This is a genomic window from Paracoccus halophilus (assembly GCF_000763905.1).
Taxonomy (GTDB): Bacteria; Pseudomonadota; Alphaproteobacteria; order Rhodobacterales; family Rhodobacteraceae; genus Paracoccus; species Paracoccus halophilus.
The window spans coordinates 74,765-91,652 of record NZ_JRKN01000002.1; the positions used below are offsets into that span (position 1 = coordinate 74,765).

Genomic DNA, 16,888 nt, shown 5'->3' on the forward strand with positions numbered 1-16,888 from the left:
GGTTGCACGAATTGCATGGCAGATGCCGCAAGAAAGCAATGATATGGATTGGGACAAGCTAAGAATATTTCACGCGGTCGCGGATGCGGGCAGTCTGACCCATGCCGGCGATGTGCTTCACCTGTCGCAATCGGCCGTCAGCCGCCAGATCAGGGCGCTGGAGGATTCGCTGAACACGACCCTGTTCCACCGCCACGCGCGGGGGCTGATTCTGACCGAACAGGGGGAGCTGCTGTTCGATGCGACATCCGCGATGGCACGCAAGCTGGACACCACCGCCGCGCGCATCCGCGACAGCGAGGAAGGCGTTTTCGGCGAATTGAAGGTGACCACCGCCACCGGCTTCGGCTCGATGTGGCTGGTGCCGCGGCTGGCCAAGCTTTACGAACTCTATCCCGATCTCAAGATCAACCTGATCCTGGAAGAGCGCGTTCTGGACCTGCCGATGCGCGAAGCCGATGTGGCGATCCGCATGAAAGAGCCAAGCCAGCAGGACCTGATCCGCCGCCGGCTGCTGAACATCCGCATGCGACTTTATGCGACGCCGCAATATCTCGAGGCAGCCGGCACACCGCAAACGATCCAGGACATGGCCGCGCATCGGCTGATCTGCCAGAGCCCCGAGACGCCGCAGGTCAGTTCGGGCGCCGTTCTGGCGCAGATGCTGCTGTCGCACAACATGACCTCGACGCTGATGGTCAACAATTATTTCGGCGTGCTGCAGGCGGTCCTAAACCATGTCGGCATCGGCCTTCTGCCCGATTACCTGATCTCGGATTTTCCGAACATGGTCCGGGTGTTGCCCGATATCCAATCGGGCGAGGTGCCGGTCTTCCTGGCTTTCCCCGAGGAATTGCGCGCCTCGCGCCGGGTCACCGCCTTTCGCGATTTCGTGCTGGAAGAGATCCAGTCGATCCGCAAGCAGCAGGCCGAGGACGAGGCCATGGCCGACGCGAAATAGGCGCTGCCGGACCGGCGCCGCCGGGGGCTGTCATGCTTGCAGCGCATATCCGCCATGACGCTGAAAACCCAGATCAACCTTGATCCGTTCGTCAAGCGCACATATCTGAGGCAGCGAAGGGGATGATTTGAGGAAACTCTCATCAACTTCAACCTCCCTGTTGGACTTGAGCCGGGCCTCGTGCCCGGCTTTTTTTTGCCCGCTCCGGCAGCTTTCGCCCGGGGTTTCCGGGCTCAGAGCGCACGCCCCCTTTCCTAACCCGCAAGTGCCGCTTAAAAGGCCGGAAAACCGGGGGAAAGGCCGTCCGCATGAACGAACCGCAGATCACCAGCGACCTGATTGCCGCGCATGGCCTGAAGCCCGACGAATATCAGCGCATCCTCGACATCATCGGGCGCGAGCCGAGCTTTACCGAGCTGGGTATCTTCTCGGCCATGTGGAACGAGCATTGCTCCTACAAGTCGTCCAAGAAATGGCTGCGCACCCTGCCCACCACCGGCCCGCAGGTGATCTGCGGCCCCGGCGAGAATGCCGGCGTCGTGGATATCGGCGACGGGCAGGCGGTGGTCTTCAAGATGGAAAGCCACAACCATCCCAGCTATATCGAGCCGCATCAGGGCGCCGCGACCGGCGTCGGCGGCATCCTGCGCGATGTCTTCACCATGGGCGCGCGGCCCATCGCCGCCATGGACGCGCTGTCCTTTGGCCGGCCCGAGCATCCCAAGACCACGCATCTGGTCAAGGGCGTGGTCGAGGGGATCGGTGCCTATGGCAACGCCTTCGGCGTGCCGAATGTCGGCGGAGAGGTCCGCTTTCATCGCAGCTATGACGGCAACTGCCTGGTCAACGCCTTTGCCGCCGGCCTCGCCGATGCGGACCGGATTTTTTATTCGGCCGCCTCGGGCGTCGGCATGCCGGTCGTCTATCTGGGCGCCAAGACCGGCCGCGACGGCGTCGGCGGCGCCACCATGGCCAGCGCCGAATTCGACGACACGATCGAGGAAAAACGCCCCACCGTTCAGGTCGGCGACCCGTTCACCGAGAAATGCCTGCTGGAAGCCTGCCTTGAGCTGATGCAGACCGACAGCGTGATTTCCATTCAGGACATGGGCGCGGCGGGGCTGACCTGCTCGGCCGTGGAAATGGGCGACAAGGGGGGCCTGGGCATCCGTCTGGTGCTGGACGCCGTGCCGCAGCGCGAAACCGGCATGACCGCCTATGAGATGATGCTGTCGGAATCCCAGGAACGCATGCTCATGGTGCTCAAGCCCGAAAAAGAGGCCGAGGCCCGCGCCATCTTTGAAAAATGGGATCTGGATTTCGCCATCGTCGGCGAGACCATCGCCGAGGACCGCTTCCTGATCCTGCATGGCAATGAGGTCAAGGCCGATCTGCCGCTGTCCAAACTGTCCTCAAGCGCGCCGGAATATGACCGGCCATGGGTCGAGACGCCGCCTGCCGCCGCCATGCCCGCCCTGCCCGCGATCACCCCGATCGCGGCGCTGAAAGCGCTGATCGGCTCGGCCAATTACGCATATAAAAGCTGGGTCTGGGAACAATATGACACCCAGGTCGGCGCCGATACGGTCCGCCGCCCCGGGCTGGGCGCCGGCGTGGTGCGCGTGCACGGCACGGACAAGGCGCTGGCCTTCACCAGCGACGTGACGCCCCGCTATGTCCGCGCCAACCCGTTCGAGGGCGGCAAGCAGGCCGTGGCCGAGGCCTATCGCAACCTGACCGCCTGCGGCGCGCAGCCGCTTGCCACCACCGACAACCTGAATTTCGGCAATCCCGAAAAGCCCGAAATCATGGGTCAGTTCGTCGGCGCGATCAAGGGCATCGGCGAGGCCTGCGCGGCGCTGGATTTCCCCATCGTCTCGGGCAATGTCTCGCTTTACAATGAAACCGACGGCAAGGGCATCCTGCCCACCCCGACCATCGGCGGTGTTGGCCTGATCGCGCATCTGGACGAGTTGATCGCCGGCCTGCCCGCGGATGGCGATATCGCGCTGGTGATCGGCGAGACCGCCGGCCATCTGGGCCAGTCCGCTCTGGCCGCCGAGGCCTTTGGCATCGAGGCCGGCGACGCCCCCCATGTCGATCTGGCGGCCGAGCGGCGCAATGGCGAGTTCCTGCGCGCCAATCGCAAGCTGCTGACCGCCGCGACCGATCTTTCCGATGGCGGGCTGGCGCTGGCGGCCTTCGAGATGGCCGAGGCGGCGGGTCTGGGCGTGATCCTGGACAGCAACGATATCGGCCAGCTTTTCGGCGAGGATCAGGCACGCTATCTGGTCGCCTGCGCGCCGGACTCGGCCCGGACGCTGCGCGACGCGGCCCAAGCGGCCGGCGTTCCGGTCATGCAGGTCGGCCGCTTCGGCGGCGACAGGGTGACGCTGGGCGGCGATGACTCAGCGCTGGCGGAATTGTCGCAACTCTATCGCGGCAGCTTTGCCGAAAAGCTGAACCTGCACTGACGCCTGCCGGCCGGCGCCCCGCACCGGGGCGCCCGATCCATCGCAGAAGGCGGCAATTTCAAGGATTTGCGGTGGTACCCGAGGCCGGACTCGAACCGGCATGCCTTGCGGCGGCGGATTTTGAATCCGCTGCGTCTACCATTCCGCCACTCGGGCACATGCCGCCGGGATAACGGGGATTGCGGGCGGCGGCAAGTGCCCTTGCAATGCCCCGGGATCGCTTTTTCGCCCAGCCTTCAGGCGCGGCCCAGCCTGGCCAGCCGGGCATCGCGCAGCCGGGCGAAATCGTCGCCCGCATGATAGGATGAGCGCGTCAGCGGCGTCGCCGAAACCATCAGGAAGCCCTTGCCGAAGGCGGCCTTTTCATAGCCCTTGAACTCCTCGGGCGTGACGAAACGGTCCACGCGGTGATGCTTGGGCGTCGGTTGCAGATACTGGCCGATGGTCATGAAATCGATATCGGCCGCGCGCATGTCGTCCATCACCTGCAGCACGCTTTGCCGGTCCTCGCCCAGCCCGACCATGATGCCGGATTTGGTGAACATGCCGGGGTCCAGTTCCTTGACCTTCTGCAGCAGCCGCAGCGAATGGAAATAGCGCGCGCCGGGACGGACCGAGGGGTAAAGCGCCGGCACCGTCTCAAGGTTGTGGTTGAACACGTCGGGCCGCGCCTCGACCACGGTTTCCAGCGCGCCGGGCTTGGATTTCAGGAAATCCGGGGTCAGCACCTCGATGGTCGAGCCGGGCGCGCGGTGGCGGATCGCGCGGATCGTCTGGGCAAAGTGATCCGCCCCGCCATCGTCCAGATCGTCGCGATCGACCGAGGTGATGACGACATGTTTCAGCCCCAGCTTCTGCACCGCATGCGCGACGCGGCCCGGCTCGAACACATCCAGCCGGTCGGGGCGCCCGGTGGCCACGTTGCAGAAGGTGCAGCCACGGGTGCAGATCTCGCCCATGATCATCATGGTGGCGTGGCCCTGGCTCCAGCATTCGCCGACATTGGGGCAGCCCGCCTCTTCGCAGACGGTGGACAGGCGGTTCTCGCGCATGATGTCGCGCGTCTTCTTGTAGCCCTCCGAGGTCGGCGCCTTGACGCGGATCCAGCCGGGTTTCTTCGGCTGCGCCTGATCGGCACGATGGGCTTTCTCGGGGTGGCGCAGAACCGGGGGCTTATCCGCCATGACGGCATCCTTTGCTGATATCAGCCGAACTTAAGGGCTTTTGGGGGCTTGATCAACGCCATTGGTCAGGGCATCTACATGGGGCCGATGCCGCAACGCAGCATCGACAAATGGGAGGAGCCGATGTCAGATGAGGACGAAAAGATGAAACAAGGCGACCTGCTTCCCGAAGTGACCTTCCAGACCCGCGTGCGCGACGAATCGCTGGGCGGCTCCAACCCCTATCGCTGGCAGCCGGTCACGACTGCGGATTATTTCAAGGGCAAGCGCGTGGTGCTGTTCTCGCTGCCGGGCGCATTCACCCCGACCTGCTCGACCTATCAGCTGCCCGGCTTTGAAAAGGCGGCGGCCGAGATGGCCGATCTGGGGATCGATGCCATCTATTGCATGTCGGTCAATGACAGCTTCGTCATGAACCAATGGGCCAGGTCGCAGAACCTGAACAATGTCAAGGTGATCCCCGACGGTTCGGGCGAATTCACCGACCGCGTCGGCATGCTGGTGCGCAAGGACAATCTGGGCTTCGGCGCGCGCAGCTGGCGCTATGCCGCGATCATCAACGATGGCCGGGTCGAGGCTTGGTTCGAGGAACCCGGCCGCGTCGACAACTGCCCCGAGGATCCCTATGGCGCAAGCTCGCCGGAATCGGTGCTGGAATGGCTGCGCGCCAATCCGTCCAGGGCCGCGGCCTGATCGCCGCATCCGGCGGAAACGCAAAGGGCGCCCTCGCGGCGCCCTTTTTCATCCCGACCCCGGCATTGTCGCGGCATCAGCCGATCATCGGCGCGCCCGAGCCATAGGTTTCGCTGTAATGGCGTTCCAGCCGCATCAGCGCCAGCCGCAGCACGATCTTGCCCGAACGCGCCGACCAGCCCAAGCGCCGCTCGGTCATCTCGATCCCTTCCAGAAAGCAGCAGACGCGCAGCACCAGATCGCCCATGCCCGGACCCAGTTCGCGCAGGGCGGCGGCGACCCGGTTGCGCGCGCCCTCGGATCCGCCGCCATAGCCGCCGGCCATGCGCGACACATCGACCCCGGCGGTCAGGAAGCGGTCCCAGTTCTGGGTCACGCGCGGCCCCATCTGGGCCAGTTCGAAATCCTCGCGCAGCCTTTCGCCCGCCGCCACCATCCCGGCCGACAGAAAGGGCGAGCCATCCGCCTCGCGCCGCCGGGCCAGCACCAGAAGCGGGCTCTCGGCGATATTTACCCGCGCGCGGCGGCGGCGGCCATCCTCGGGATCGGTGATCTCGCGTTCTTCCCATTGGCGATGCTGGTCGGCATGGGTGAATTCGGCGGCCTGTTCGGCGCAGCCGGCATTTTCCGCGACCGGCTGGGCCTGGGCGAAATCGTCGCGGCCCGGCATGCTGCGCCCGCGCCTTGAGGCCAGCAGCCGGCGCAGGGTCTCGCGCCCCTGGGCGGAAATCGCATAGCGGCTGACCCGCCCCTGCCCGACCAGCTGCACCAATGCCCGCAGCGCCATGTGCTCGGCCAGTTCGCGGTCCAGAATCGCGGTGCGGATATCGTCCCGGACCACGATCGCCTTGTCCATCCCCTCGGCCACGACCATTTGCGCGCCGGGTTCCGCCAGGCGGCGCAGCACGCGGGAAATCTGCTTGCTGCCGGCATGTCCCGGGGCGGGCAACGCCTTGCCGTTCCCCTGGGCAAGCACCGCACGTTCGACCCCGCGATCGACCAGCGGATCGTCGCGGCGCGCCTCGAACCGGCGGATGCGGCGCAGGACGGTCGAGGCGTGGCAGCCCAGTTCGCGGGCCAGCGACCGGATCGTTTCGCCACCCTCGATATGGCGCAAATAAAGCTTGAGGTCGTCATCTTCTGGCCCGGCCACGACAGGCTGGGCCGCGCCGGATTCAGGGCGATCGCACGCCGTGGTGCCAAGACCGGATGGCAGTCCGGCGATCGAGGCGTCCAGGGCGAAATCTCCCGTCAACATTGTCATGGTCATTCCTTCATTTCCTGAAGACGAGCGGGCAGACGCTCGCCTATGGGTTGTTTATTAACCCTGCCATCAATCGCAGGCACCCGCCGAGATGAGGCGATATTTGCTAATAATTACTAAGGATTCCTTGCCGGGCCGCGCGCAGCACGCCGCCGATGCGCAACACACGCTTAGATTGTAGATACTGGCCGCATCAAAGTTCACCTCAGGGAAGCGAGACGACCATCATGAGCAACGTAATCGCCTTTGAACCGCGCCCTTCGCAACCGCGTCTGCGCCGCCCGGGGCTGCTGGTGCGCGCCGCCCGCGCCGGGCTGGCGGGCTGGAATCGCCGGCGCGATCTGCACCGCGTGCTGAAATGCGAACAGCTGCCGCCCGCCGGCGCAATCCTGCCCCGCCTGCATGCCGAAGAGGCGCGGCTGGACGCCGCCCGCCGCGCGGGACAGGCCGAATACGACCTGCATCGCCATATCATGCTGCTGATCGCGATTCTGGCCGAAACCGCCGAGGCCGCCCCGCGCCCGGTGGCCGGCGCGCCGCGCGCGGCTATTTGCCTCTGAACAGCGAACCCAGCACGCCGCGCACCAGCGCCTGCCCGCTTTTCGTGCCCAATTGCCGCGCGAAGCTTTTGCCAAAGGCTTCGATCATGGAATCCGAGCGGCGCGACGATGACCGGCTGCGGCTTTTCTGCCGGGTTTCGATCTGCACGCCCGGGTCATAGCGCCGGGCGCGGGTATAGTCGCGATCCATGTCCCAAAGATCGTCATCGGCGCCTTTCGCGCCGGCATCCGCGCTTTCCCGGGCGGCGGCCTCGGCCCGCTTCGCCAGCAATTCGGCGGCGGATTCCCGATCCAGGTCCTGGCCATATTTGGCCGCCATGGGCGAGGCCCGATTGAACGCGCCGCGCTCGGCATCGGAAATCGGGCCAAGCTGCGACAGGGGCGGGCGAATCAAGGTGCGCTGCACGATCCCCGGCACCCCCTTGGCCTCCAGCAGCGAGGTCACCGCCTCGCCGGTTCCGACCGACTGGATCGCCTCGGCCGTGTCGAATTCGGGATTGGGACGGTAATTCTGCGCCGCCAGACGCAGCGCCTTCTGATCCTTGGCGGTAAAGGCGCGCAGCGCATGCTGGACGCGGTTGCCCAGCTGGCCCAGAACCGCCTCGGGCAGGTCGGCGGGGTTCTGGCTGATGAACCACAGGCTGACCCCCTTGGAGCGGATCAGCCGCGCCACCTGCTCGATCTTGGCCACCAGCGCGTCGGGCGCGCCGTCAAACAGCAGATGCGCCTCGTCAAAGAAAAAGGCGATGCGCGGCTTGTCCGGATCGCCGACCTCGGGCAGCTGCTCGAACAGTTCCGACATCAGCCACAACAGAAATGTCGCATAAAGCCGCGGCGCGTTCATCAGCCGCTCCGCCGACAGGATATTGACCATCCCCTTGCCCGAGGCATCCAGCCGCATGAGATCGGCAAGCTCCAGCGCCGGCTCGCCGAACAGCCGGTCGCCGCCCTCGTTTTCCAGCACCATCAGCGCGCGCTGGATGGCGCCGACCGAGGCGGTCGAGACATTGCCGTATTGCAGGCTCAGATCCTTGGCGTTCTGCCCGACCCAGATCAGCATCTGCTGCAGGTCATTCAGGTCCAAGAGCGCCAGCCCCTGTTCATCGGCAATCCGAAAGGCGATGTTCAGCACGCCTTCCTGCGCATCGGTCAGGTCCATGAGCCGCGACAGCAGCAGCGGCCCCATCTCGGCCGGGGTCGTGCGCACCGGATGGCCACGCTCGCCCCAGACATCCCAGAAGGTCACCGGAAAGGACTGGTAGTCCAGCTCCATGCCGATCTGCCCGGCGCGCCTGACAAAGGCATCGTGCAAGCTGGCCCCTTCGCTGCCGGAATTGGCGATCCCCGCCAGATCGCCCTTCACATCGGCCATGAAGACCGGAACCCCGGCGCCCGAGAACGATTCGGCCAGCGTCTGCAGGGTAACCGTCTTGCCGGTACCGGTGGCGCCCGCGATCAGACCGTGCCGGTTGGCATATTTCAGAAGCAGGCTCTGCGGCGCGGCATATCCCTGCCCGCCGCCGCCGACAAAGGCGATTCCGGCATCCAGATCGACGATTTGTGTCATTATACCCCCTCGGATCGGCAAAAAAACGCAAGGCTACCACAAAAGGACAATACAACCGTAACGCATTTGTGCCAGTGTGAACCTGTCGAACCCCGCCTGGCGGGGGATCGGCTTCCTCCCTGTTGGACTGCCGCGCCTTCGGGCGCGGCTTTTTTTCCTGCGATTTCGGTCGCGCGCATCACGGATCGGGGCGGGCATCCCATATGACAACGACATGACGAATAGGACAGTTGACGCATTGCGCAACGAAGCCTAGCTTTTGGCGCAATGATGACCGGCCAGTCCGGCAGGGAAGGAAAGCAAGGGGATCCGGGGCGGCCATCTTACGCTTCGGGTCCCTGGCTTTCCGCTCCGGTCGCTGGCGTCGGGCGCCGCAAACGCGCCGCTCAGCGGCCCGGAGATCGGCGGTCTTTCGTTCATGCCGCCCGTTCAACAGAATGGTGACTCCTTTTGTAGGCGCCCCATCCTGACAAGCCATGTCACGCATGCTAATGGCGGTTGCGAAGCATGGACCAAAGGATGTTAACCATGGCCAAACTGACCTCCGCGGCTATTCTTGCCGCTCTTTTCACCCTTGCGGGCGGGGCCGGGATCGCAACCGCGCAAGAGGCGGCGGAAACCAGCGGGCAGCCCGCAGCCGAAGCGCCGGCTGCCGAAGCAATGCCGGCCGAGGCGCCGGCGGCCGAGGCCGACGCCGATGCGAATGCCGAACCCAAGATCGGCGAGCCCTATGCCAAGGAAACCCATGGCGCATGGACCCTGCGCTGCATGAGGACCGAAAGCGGCAGCGACCCCTGTGAACTTTATCAGCTTCTCAAGGATCCGAACGATTCGCCCGTCGCCGAGGCTTCGGTGATTCCCATGGCCGAAGACGAGGTTCGCGCCGTGATCACCTTTATCGCGCCCCTGGAGACCGAGCTTCAGGCCGGTCTGGGCCTGCAGATCGACAGCGGCAAGGAAGCGCGCTATCCCTTCATGCTGTGCACGCAGATCGGCTGCATCTCGCGCATCGGCCTGTCGGATGCCGAGATCAACCCGCTGAAGGGGGGCAATACCGCCACCGTCTCGCTCCTGCCCTTTGGCGCGCCCAAGGAACGGATGGTCAAGCTGCCCATGTCGCTGTCCGGCTTTACCGCCGGCATGAATGCGCTGGTCGAGGCGAACAAGGATGGCGCGCCGGCCGCCCAGGACGCACCGGCAGCAGCCGCACCGGCAGCAGCGGCCGAAGGCGCCAGCCAGTAAGCCGAAACGAAAATGGGCGCCAATCGGCGCCCCGCTTTGGAAACGGGCCGGTCTTTGCCGGCCCATTTTCGTTTTCGCGAAACCGCTCCTACTTGACCGGCAGGGCGACAAAGCGCGGCTCGCCCGCGCGGCGCACCATCAGCAGGACGGATTTGCGGCCCGCCTCGCGCGCTTCGCTGATGCGGTCCTCCAGATCGGCCATGGTCTCGACCGGCTGCTGGCCCGCCTCGGTAATCACGTCACCGGCGGTCAGCCCCTTGTCGGCAGCGGCGCCCGAGGGATCGACCGATTGCACGACCAAGCCGCGCATGTCGCGCGACACGCCAAGCTCGGCCGCGATCTCGGGGGTCAGCGGCGCCACGGTCATGCCCATCAGATCGGTCGCCGATTCGGCGGCGCTGCTGATCTCGCCGCTGCCGCCACCCTCGGCCAGTTCGCGCCGGCCCAGCGTCACCTGCAGCTCGACCGGTTCGCCGTTGCGCAGGACGATCACCTCGACCGCCTCGCCCACCGGGGCATCGGCGACGCGCCGCACAAGATCGCGCGGATCCTCGACCTCGCCGCCGGCGAAATCGATGATCACATCGCCCGCCCGCATGCCGGCATCGGCGGCCGGCCCCGAGGGCACATCGGTGACCATCGCGCCGCGCACATCCGTCATCCCCAGCGAATCCGCGATATCCTGGGTCACCGGCTGGATCTTTACGCCCAGCCAGCCGCGCCGGGTTTCGCCGAATTGCTCAAGCTGCTCGACCACCTTCGACACGACATTCGAGGCCATCGAGAAACCGATCCCGATCGAGCCGCCATTGGGCGACAGGATGGCGGTGTTCACGCCGATCACCTCGCCATCCATGTTGAACAGCGGGCCGCCGGAATTACCCCGGTTGATCGCCGCATCGGTCTGGATGAAATCGTCATAGGTGCCCGACAGCGCCCGGTTGCGCGCCGAGACGATCCCGGTCGAGGCCGAGAACCCCTGCCCCAGCGGATTGCCAAGCGCCAGAACCCAGTCGCCCACGCGGGCAACGTCGCTGTCGCCGAAACTGACAAAGGGCAGCGCCTCGTCGCTCTCGACCCTGAGCACCGCGATATCGGTCTTTTCGTCCCGGCCGACCACCTCGGCGGGCAGTTTCTCGCCCGAGAAGAACTCGATCTCGATCTCGTCTGCATCGACGATCACATGGTTGTTGGTGACGATAAGCCCGTCGGCCGAGATCACGAAGCCCGAGCCCAACGCGTTCGAGCGCCGCTCGGTCGGGGCGCCGCGGTTGAATGGGCTGCCCTGATCGGGAAAGCCGGGAAAGCCGAATTCGCGGAACAGGTCGCTGAATGGGCTGCCCTCGGGGAATTGCGGGCCACGCGCCAGCGGCGAGGAAACGGTCGCGGTGGTGGTGATGTTGACGACGGCCGGGCTGACCTGCTCGACCAGATCGGCAAAGCTCTCGGGCATCGCCTGTTGACGGCGGGCCTGGCTTTCCGGTGCCGTCAGGGGTTTGTTTTCATTGGCCGCGGCCTGGGCGGCATCCGCTGTCGCGGCCTCTTGCGCATGGAGCGGCGACAAGGCCAGCATCAGCGCCATGCCCGATGCGGTCAAAAGATGACGGGGGGAGGTGTTCTTCATCTGACAGGTCTCCTTTCATGCCGGAAGATTTTTCTCCGTTCCGACAATCTGTTCACGTTCAACGGGATTTTTACCCCCGTTGCAAATGAATCACGCTCTCAGGGGATGAACTGATCGTGACTTGCACAGGATCTTTGTCGCAGGCTGGTGCGCGGGGTTTCCGCGATGTCCCGGCGCCGCCCCCGCGCCGCATCCCGTTCCGCAGCCATGGCAGGCAAGACATGAAGATCATCGACAGGCAGGCCGCGCGCGGCATCCTTCTGACCCCGGATGACGAGGTGCTGCTGATCCGGGTCGCGGTGCAGAACGGCAGTTTCTGGATCTGCCCCGGCGGCGGCATCCAGCCCGGCGAGACAGCGGAGGAGGCCCTGCGCCGCGAACTGGCCGAGGAAACCGGGCTCAGCGGCGCAACGATCGGCCCGCTGATCTGGAAGCGCCGCCATGAGCTGACCATGCACGGCAATCGCTGGCGCCAGTCCGAGCAATATTTCATCGTCCCCTGCCGCCGCTTCGCGCCCCGGATGCGGGACGCGGCCGAGGCCCGGATCACCCGGGAATTCCGCTGGTGGCGACCCGACGGGCTGCGCCAGGACAGCGCCGCCGTCACGCCGGCGGCGCTTTTGCGCATCGTCATGGATTATCGCGCATACGGACCGCCGCGCGGCCCATTGGCGACCGAGATCGTCAGGGACTGACCGCCGCCTCGGCCGATTGACAGGCGGCGTCGAAAAACGCCACTTCCAGCGCCACCGCACGGCCGAAGAAATCGCGCGCCCGATCCGCAGCGGCCGGACCCACCCGGTCAAGCTCGGCCCGCAGGAAGGCCACGAATTCGCGGAATTGCGGGTTGTCGTGCAGCCTGATCCATTCGGCATGAACGAAGTTCTCCGGCAGCGGGTCGCGGGCGCGCATCGCCCAGTCCAGATACAGGCCCTCGGCCACGTTCAGGACGGCCAGCGCGGCGGCATAGGAGCCCGAGGCGGCCGCCTCGCGCATGATCGCCTTGAAGCCGGTGGTGGCGGCGGCGTCCGGGATTGCCGCGCGATCCCCGGCCGAAACGCCAAGCGCCTCGAAGGCGCGCAGGAAATAGTCGTTCTCCTCGCCCGAGACGAGGCCGACGAAGCGGCCAAGCACCAGCCGCGATTCAAACCGGTCGGCCGAGGCGATGGCGGCGCCCAGAAGCGTCAGGAAGGCGTCGAGGAACCGGTGATCCTGCACCAGATAGCCCGCCATGACCGCATCCGGGATCGAGCCGTCCAGCAATTCGCGCACGAAACGATGGGTGACGGCCGCAGACCAGTTGGCGCCGTTTTCCCGGCGCAGGGTTTCAAAGAAGGTTTCGGTCATCGCAGGCTCCTGCATAAGGGGCGAGACCGGGCGTTGTGGTTCATTCTCGGCCTCGCGGTGAGGCCGGCAAAAGGCAGGTGCATTTCTTCCCATCCCTCCGCCGGCATGATCCGGTTCAGGTTCGAAGGGTCACCGCGCTCGCTGCGCCAGCGGTTTCTCAGCCCCTTGCCGGGGCTCCCCTTGGTGGCGCCAGGTTAGCCTTGCGATATCACAATGTCACCCGGTAACGTCAGAATGATGCGGAACCTGGTCCGGACCCGTGGCATTCTGCTTGCAGCCCGAGCGGAACTGTTATCTCGTGGCGCGCGGCCCCTGGCGGGCCGGAACCGGGGTCGGACAGGATGAACACGCGCGATATGCCTGACAGAATGGGCGCGTCCGCGCCGGGCGGCGACAAGCCCGTTCAGGGCCAACCGAACCAGGTCGGGCTTCGTGTGTATCGCCAGCCGCTGGTGACCAATATCTCGGCGGCGCGCTGGCTGCTGCTGGCGATCGTCGCGGCCTCGGTCTATTTCTTTCACGGCTTTCTGGTGCCGGTGCTGGCCGCCTCGGTCATTGCGCTGGCCAGCTGGCCGATCCGCGACCGCGCCGCCGAAGGCATGGGGCTGGGCCGGACGGGCGCGGCGACGCTGCTGATCGTGCTGCTGGTCTGCTTCCTGCTGATCCCGATCGCCATGGCGCTGCTTTACGCGTTCCGCGAATTGCGCGACTGGATAAGCTGGGCGATTCTGGTCAACAGCGCCGGCGCGCCGACGCCGGGCTGGATGCTGGACCTGCCGCAGGTGGGCGAATGGCTGGACCGGAACTGGCAGACCTATATCGGCCGGCCCGGCGGCATCAGCGAGATCGTGCAACTGGTCAGCGGCTCGAATATCGGCGCGATCTATCGCGGCGCGATCACCGCGGGCACGCTGACCTTTCATCTGGCGCTGAACCTGCTGTTCCTGCTGATCACCCTGTTCGTGCTGTATCGCGACGGCGACAAGATCGTGGCGCAGATCGACCGCGTCGGCCGCCGCATCCTGCCCGAGCGGTGGGGCCGGCTGTCGCGCGTCGTGCCCGCGACGATCAGCTCGACCGTAACCGGCATGACGCTGATCGCCATCGGCGAGGGGGTCATTCTGGGCGTGGCCTACTGGCTGGCGGGCGTGCCCTCGCCGGTGACCTTCGGCGTCATCACCGGCTTCATGGCGCTGATCCCCGGCGGCGCGCCGCTCAGCTTCACGCTGGTCTCGGTCTATCTGGCGGCCAGCGGCGCCCCGGTCGCCGGGCTGGCACTGTTCGTCTGGGGCACCTGCGAGCTGTTCATCGTCGACAAGACGGTGCGCCCGATGCTGGTCGGCGGGCCGGTCAAGCTGCCCTTCCTGCCGACGTTTTTCGGCCTGATCGGCGGGGTCAAGACAATGGGCATCGTCGGCCTGTTCGTCGGGCCGGTGCTGATGGCGCTGCTGGTCTCGATCTGGCGCGAATGGCAGCGCGAGATCGCCGATGACGAGACACGCCGCCCCGGCACGGCACCCGGCGCCGAGACCTGACCGCACCCTGCCACCGCGCACCCTGCGCCCGGCTGAAAGCAAGGGGCCGGGCAGAAGATCCGCCCGGCCCCCTCGTTTCAGGACATGCGCCGATCAGTCGGCGGCGCCCGGCGCCACCACCGGCTCTTCCTGCGGCGGGCTGGCCAGCGCTTCGGGCATCGGCGTCAGCTTGACGCCGGCATTCGCGCCCAGAGGCTCGCCCTCGCGATTGGTCTCGGTCGGGGCGACGGCTTCCTCCGAGACATCGGCAGCCGCATCCTCTTCGGGTTCGGCTTCGGCGGCCGGGGCAGCGGCCGGCGCGGGCACCGGGACCGGATTGGCCCGGTCCGAGCCGTCATTGCGCAGATACGAGAAGAACTCGCCCTCGGGCTGGATCACCAGCGCGCTGTTCTCGCCCCGCAGCGAGCGCTCGTATGAGGTCATCGAGCGGGTGAAGGCAAAGAACTCGGGATCTCGGCCAAAGGCCTCGGCATAGATCGCGTTGCGGCGGGCATCCGCCTCGCCCCGGACCACCTCGGCCTTTTTGCGCGCCTCCGAGGTCAGTTCCACGACGGTCCGGTCGGCGGCGGCGCGGACGCGCTGCGCCGCCTCGCCACCGCGGGCGATCTCGTCGGCGGCCTCGCGCTCGCGCTCGGCGCGCATCCTCGCATAGGTCGCGGTCAGGTTCTGCTCGGGCAGGTCGGTCCGGGTCAGCCGCACGTCGATGACGCGCACGCCCAGATCCTCGGCCTCGGAGCGCGACAGGTCGCGGATGCGGTTCATCAGCGGCGTGCGGTCATCCGACAGCACCGTGGTCGAGGGCACCGAGCCCAGCACCTGGCGGATGTTCGAGTTGATGATATCGTCCAGCCGTTCCTGCACGCGCGGCAGGCCCAGACCCTGCGTGGCCTGATAGACGCGCTGCGCGTCGGTCACCTGCCAGCGGGCGAATGCGTCCACCACCAGACGGCGGTCGTCCAGCGGCGTGACCTCCATCGGGCTGGTCGGCAGGCCAAGGATGCGGGCATCGTATTTCACCACCGAATCCAGCAGCGGAACCTTGATCCCGAGGCCCGGATTCTCGCGCACCGTCACCACCTCGCGAAAGCGCAGGACCAGTGCGCGTTCGCGCACATCGACGATATAGAGCGAGCTGAAGACCAGCACGCCGATCACCACCAGGGCCGGCAGGGCCAATGTCGACATAAAGCGTTTCATCAGTTGCTCCCCGCGCTGGCATTGGTCCGGTTGGCGGCGCCGCCCGATCCGGGCCGCAACTGGTCAAGCGGCAGATAGGGAACGACCCCCTGCCCGCCCTCGCCATCCATGATGACCTTGTTCACGCTGCCCAGCACCTGTTCCATGGTCTCCAGATACATGCGGCGGCGTGTCACCTCGGGCGCCTTGACATATTCGTCATAGACCGAGTTGAAGCGCGCCGCCTCGCCCTCTGCGGTGTTGACCGCCTCGGCGCGATAGCCCTCGGCGCGTTCGATCACGGCGGCGGCCTCACCCCGGGCGCTGGCCAGCACGCGGTTGGCATAGGCATCGGCCTCTTTTTCCAGCCGGTCGCGTTCCTGCTGCGCGGCCTGCACCTCGCGGAAGCTGTCGATCACCTCGCGCGGCGGATCGGCGCGGTGCAGGTTGACGCGGATCACGTTGATCCCCGCCTCATAGAGGTCCAGCGTGCCCTGCACGGCCTCTTCAAGTTCGGCGCGGATGGTTTCGCGGTCGCGGTTCAGGATCGGCGCCAGCTCCGAGCGCGCCACGATGTCGCGCATCGCGGATTCGGCCACGGCGCGGATGGTGCCGGGCGGATCGGCCAGATTGAACAGATACTGTTCCGGGTTCGAGACGTTCCAGACCACCTGATAGCCCATATCGACGATATTCTGGTCGCGGGTCAGCATCAGACCGCTATCCATGGCGCCGCCCTGTCCCACACCGATCTCGGTCACGCGTTCGCCGGTGGCCTGCACGATTTCGCGGGTGACGACCGGCCAGGGCGCGAAGTTCAGGCCCGGCATGCCGATGGCCGAGGGGCGGCCGAACAGCAGCTCGACCGAGCGCTCGCCCTCGTCCACGGTATAGAAGGACATGAAGGCCCAGAGCGCGACGGCGCCAAGCCCGATCAACCCCCATGTGCCGCGCCCGAGGTTCAGTTGCGGCGGCTGCGGCCGGCGCGGCCCGCCGCCGCGCTTGCCGTTGCCCGTGGACTTGCCACCCATCAGCACGCGCAGCCGGTCCTGGCCCTTGCGCATCAGCTCCTCGATCTCGGGCATCTGGTCGCCACGGCGCGGCCCCTGCGGATCCCGGTCGTTACCGTCCTGATCGCCGCCGCCATTTCCCCAGGGGCGCGGCCCCCCCTGCGGCCTGCCGCCGCCCTTGCCGTCATCTCCGCCGCCGCCCCATGGGCCTTGTCCAGCCATGCCTCTCGTGCCTCGCTCTTGCTTTGTCG

Annotated in this window: 14 protein-coding genes, 1 tRNA gene and 1 riboswitch; of the genes, 7 read left to right on the top strand and 8 right to left on the bottom strand. The window is 66.3% G+C overall.

All coding sequences use genetic code 11. The features are described from left to right. Positions 1–43 precede the first annotated feature (43 nt). Complete coding sequence (locus IT41_RS01710) at positions 44–961, top strand: LysR family transcriptional regulator (protein WP_036738543.1); 918 nt, start codon at positions 44–46, stop codon at positions 959–961. 308 nt (positions 962–1,269) lie between these two features. After that, positions 1,270–3,435, top strand: coding sequence for a phosphoribosylformylglycinamidine synthase subunit PurL (purL, locus tag IT41_RS01715; RefSeq protein WP_036738302.1), 2,166 nt, complete (start codon positions 1,270–1,272; stop codon positions 3,433–3,435). A gap of 72 nt (positions 3,436–3,507) precedes the next feature. Here purL and IT41_RS01720 read toward each other — a convergent pair. Both IT41_RS01720 and lipA read right to left on the bottom strand, forming a co-directional pair. Further along, positions 3,508–3,591 (bottom strand) — tRNA-Leu (locus IT41_RS01720). Between the two features lie 80 nt (positions 3,592–3,671). Beyond that, positions 3,672–4,619: a lipoyl synthase gene (gene lipA, locus IT41_RS01725; protein WP_036738303.1), complete on the bottom strand. Its 948-nt coding sequence runs from the start codon at positions 4,617–4,619 to the stop codon at positions 3,672–3,674. 144 nt (positions 4,620–4,763) lie between these two features. Here lipA and IT41_RS01730 point away from each other — a divergent pair, with 144 nt between their 5' ends. Continuing rightward, positions 4,764–5,312, top strand: a complete 549-nt coding sequence (locus IT41_RS01730) for a peroxiredoxin (RefSeq protein ID WP_036738544.1) — start codon at positions 4,764–4,766, stop codon at positions 5,310–5,312. Between the two features lie 76 nt (positions 5,313–5,388). On the opposite strand, the gene IT41_RS01735 is transcribed toward IT41_RS01730, so the two are convergent. Then, positions 5,389–6,582: a DUF6456 domain-containing protein gene (locus IT41_RS01735; RefSeq protein WP_081967426.1), complete on the bottom strand. Its 1,194-nt coding sequence runs from the start codon at positions 6,580–6,582 to the stop codon at positions 5,389–5,391. 221 nt (positions 6,583–6,803) lie between these two features. Between IT41_RS01735 and IT41_RS01740 the strand changes: the two genes are divergently transcribed. Then, positions 6,804–7,136: a DUF6477 family protein gene (locus IT41_RS01740; protein ID WP_036738305.1), complete on the top strand. Its 333-nt coding sequence runs from the start codon at positions 6,804–6,806 to the stop codon at positions 7,134–7,136. Here the strand turns inward: IT41_RS01740 and IT41_RS01745 are convergent. After that, positions 7,123–8,703, bottom strand: a complete 1,581-nt coding sequence (locus IT41_RS01745; protein ID WP_036738306.1) for a helicase HerA-like domain-containing protein — start codon at positions 8,701–8,703, stop codon at positions 7,123–7,125. The two genes, IT41_RS01740 and IT41_RS01745, sit on opposite strands and share 14 nt — an antisense overlap. A gap of 528 nt (positions 8,704–9,231) precedes the next feature. On the opposite strand from IT41_RS01745, the gene IT41_RS01750 reads away from it, so the two are divergent. Continuing rightward, positions 9,232–9,945 carry an invasion associated locus B family protein gene (locus IT41_RS01750; protein ID WP_036738307.1) on the top strand — a complete coding sequence of 238 codons (714 nt, stop codon included), beginning with the start codon at positions 9,232–9,234 and terminating at the stop codon, positions 9,943–9,945. 88 nt (positions 9,946–10,033) lie between these two features. Here the strand turns inward: IT41_RS01750 and IT41_RS01755 are convergent, their stop codons facing one another. Continuing rightward, entirely contained in the window at positions 10,034–11,569 is a 1,536-nt protein-coding gene (locus tag IT41_RS01755; protein WP_036738308.1) for a DegQ family serine endoprotease, read from the bottom strand. Positions 11,570–11,790: 221 nt separating this feature from the next. Between IT41_RS01755 and IT41_RS01760 the strand changes: the two genes are divergently transcribed. Beyond that, positions 11,791–12,264 carry an NUDIX hydrolase gene (locus tag IT41_RS01760; RefSeq protein WP_036738310.1) on the top strand — a complete coding sequence of 158 codons (474 nt, stop codon included), beginning with the start codon at positions 11,791–11,793 and terminating at the stop codon, positions 12,262–12,264. On the opposite strand, the gene IT41_RS01765 is transcribed toward IT41_RS01760, so the two are convergent. Further along, positions 12,254–12,916, bottom strand: a complete 663-nt coding sequence (locus IT41_RS01765) for a TenA family protein (protein ID WP_036738546.1) — start codon at positions 12,914–12,916, stop codon at positions 12,254–12,256. The two genes, IT41_RS01760 and IT41_RS01765, sit on opposite strands and share 11 nt — an antisense overlap. A 75-nt stretch (positions 12,917–12,991) precedes the next feature. Further along, positions 12,992–13,107, bottom strand: a riboswitch (TPP riboswitch). Between the two features lie 165 nt (positions 13,108–13,272). Here IT41_RS01765 and IT41_RS01770 point away from each other — a divergent pair. Then, on the top strand, positions 13,273–14,451 hold the full coding sequence (locus IT41_RS01770) for an AI-2E family transporter (RefSeq protein ID WP_231564673.1): 1,179 nt from the start codon (positions 13,273–13,275) through the stop codon (positions 14,449–14,451). A gap of 93 nt (positions 14,452–14,544) precedes the next feature. Here the strand turns inward: IT41_RS01770 and hflC are convergent, their stop codons facing one another. Then, on the bottom strand, positions 14,545–15,648 hold the full coding sequence (hflC, locus tag IT41_RS01775; protein WP_036738315.1) for a protease modulator HflC: 1,104 nt from the start codon (positions 15,646–15,648) through the stop codon (positions 14,545–14,547). After that, complete coding sequence (gene hflK, locus IT41_RS01780; protein ID WP_036738317.1) at positions 15,648–16,859, bottom strand: FtsH protease activity modulator HflK; 1,212 nt, start codon at positions 16,857–16,859, stop codon at positions 15,648–15,650. Before hflK ends, hflC begins: the two co-directional genes overlap by 1 nt. Positions 16,860–16,888 lie beyond the last annotated feature (29 nt).

What these genes read in the sequence shown, in the direction of transcription:
- hflC (WP_036738315.1), bottom strand. Translation starts at nt 15,648, where the DNA reads ATGAAACGCTTTATGTCGACATTGGCCCTGCCGGCCCTGGTGGTGATC.
- IT41_RS01745 (WP_036738306.1), bottom strand. Translation starts at nt 8,703, where the DNA reads ATGACACAAATCGTCGATCTGGATGCCGGAATCGCCTTTGTCGGCGGC.
- IT41_RS01765 (WP_036738546.1), bottom strand. Translation starts at nt 12,916, where the DNA reads ATGACCGAAACCTTCTTTGAAACCCTGCGCCGGGAAAACGGCGCCAAC.
- lipA (WP_036738303.1), bottom strand. Translation starts at nt 4,619, where the DNA reads ATGGCGGATAAGCCCCCGGTTCTGCGCCACCCCGAGAAAGCCCATCGT.
- IT41_RS01730 (WP_036738544.1), top strand. Translation starts at nt 4,764, where the DNA reads ATGAAACAAGGCGACCTGCTTCCCGAAGTGACCTTCCAGACCCGCGTG.
- IT41_RS01740 (WP_036738305.1), top strand. Translation starts at nt 6,804, where the DNA reads ATGAGCAACGTAATCGCCTTTGAACCGCGCCCTTCGCAACCGCGTCTG.
- IT41_RS01750 (WP_036738307.1), top strand. Translation starts at nt 9,232, where the DNA reads ATGGCCAAACTGACCTCCGCGGCTATTCTTGCCGCTCTTTTCACCCTT.
- purL (WP_036738302.1), top strand. Translation starts at nt 1,270, where the DNA reads ATGAACGAACCGCAGATCACCAGCGACCTGATTGCCGCGCATGGCCTG.
- IT41_RS01735 (WP_081967426.1), bottom strand. Translation starts at nt 6,582, where the DNA reads ATGACCATGACAATGTTGACGGGAGATTTCGCCCTGGACGCCTCGATC.
- hflK (WP_036738317.1), bottom strand. Translation starts at nt 16,859, where the DNA reads ATGGCTGGACAAGGCCCATGGGGCGGCGGCGGAGATGACGGCAAGGGC.
- IT41_RS01710 (WP_036738543.1), top strand. Translation starts at nt 44, where the DNA reads ATGGATTGGGACAAGCTAAGAATATTTCACGCGGTCGCGGATGCGGGC.
- IT41_RS01760 (WP_036738310.1), top strand. Translation starts at nt 11,791, where the DNA reads ATGAAGATCATCGACAGGCAGGCCGCGCGCGGCATCCTTCTGACCCCG.
- IT41_RS01770 (WP_231564673.1), top strand. Translation starts at nt 13,273, where the DNA reads ATGCCTGACAGAATGGGCGCGTCCGCGCCGGGCGGCGACAAGCCCGTT.
- IT41_RS01755 (WP_036738308.1), bottom strand. Translation starts at nt 11,569, where the DNA reads ATGAAGAACACCTCCCCCCGTCATCTTTTGACCGCATCGGGCATGGCG.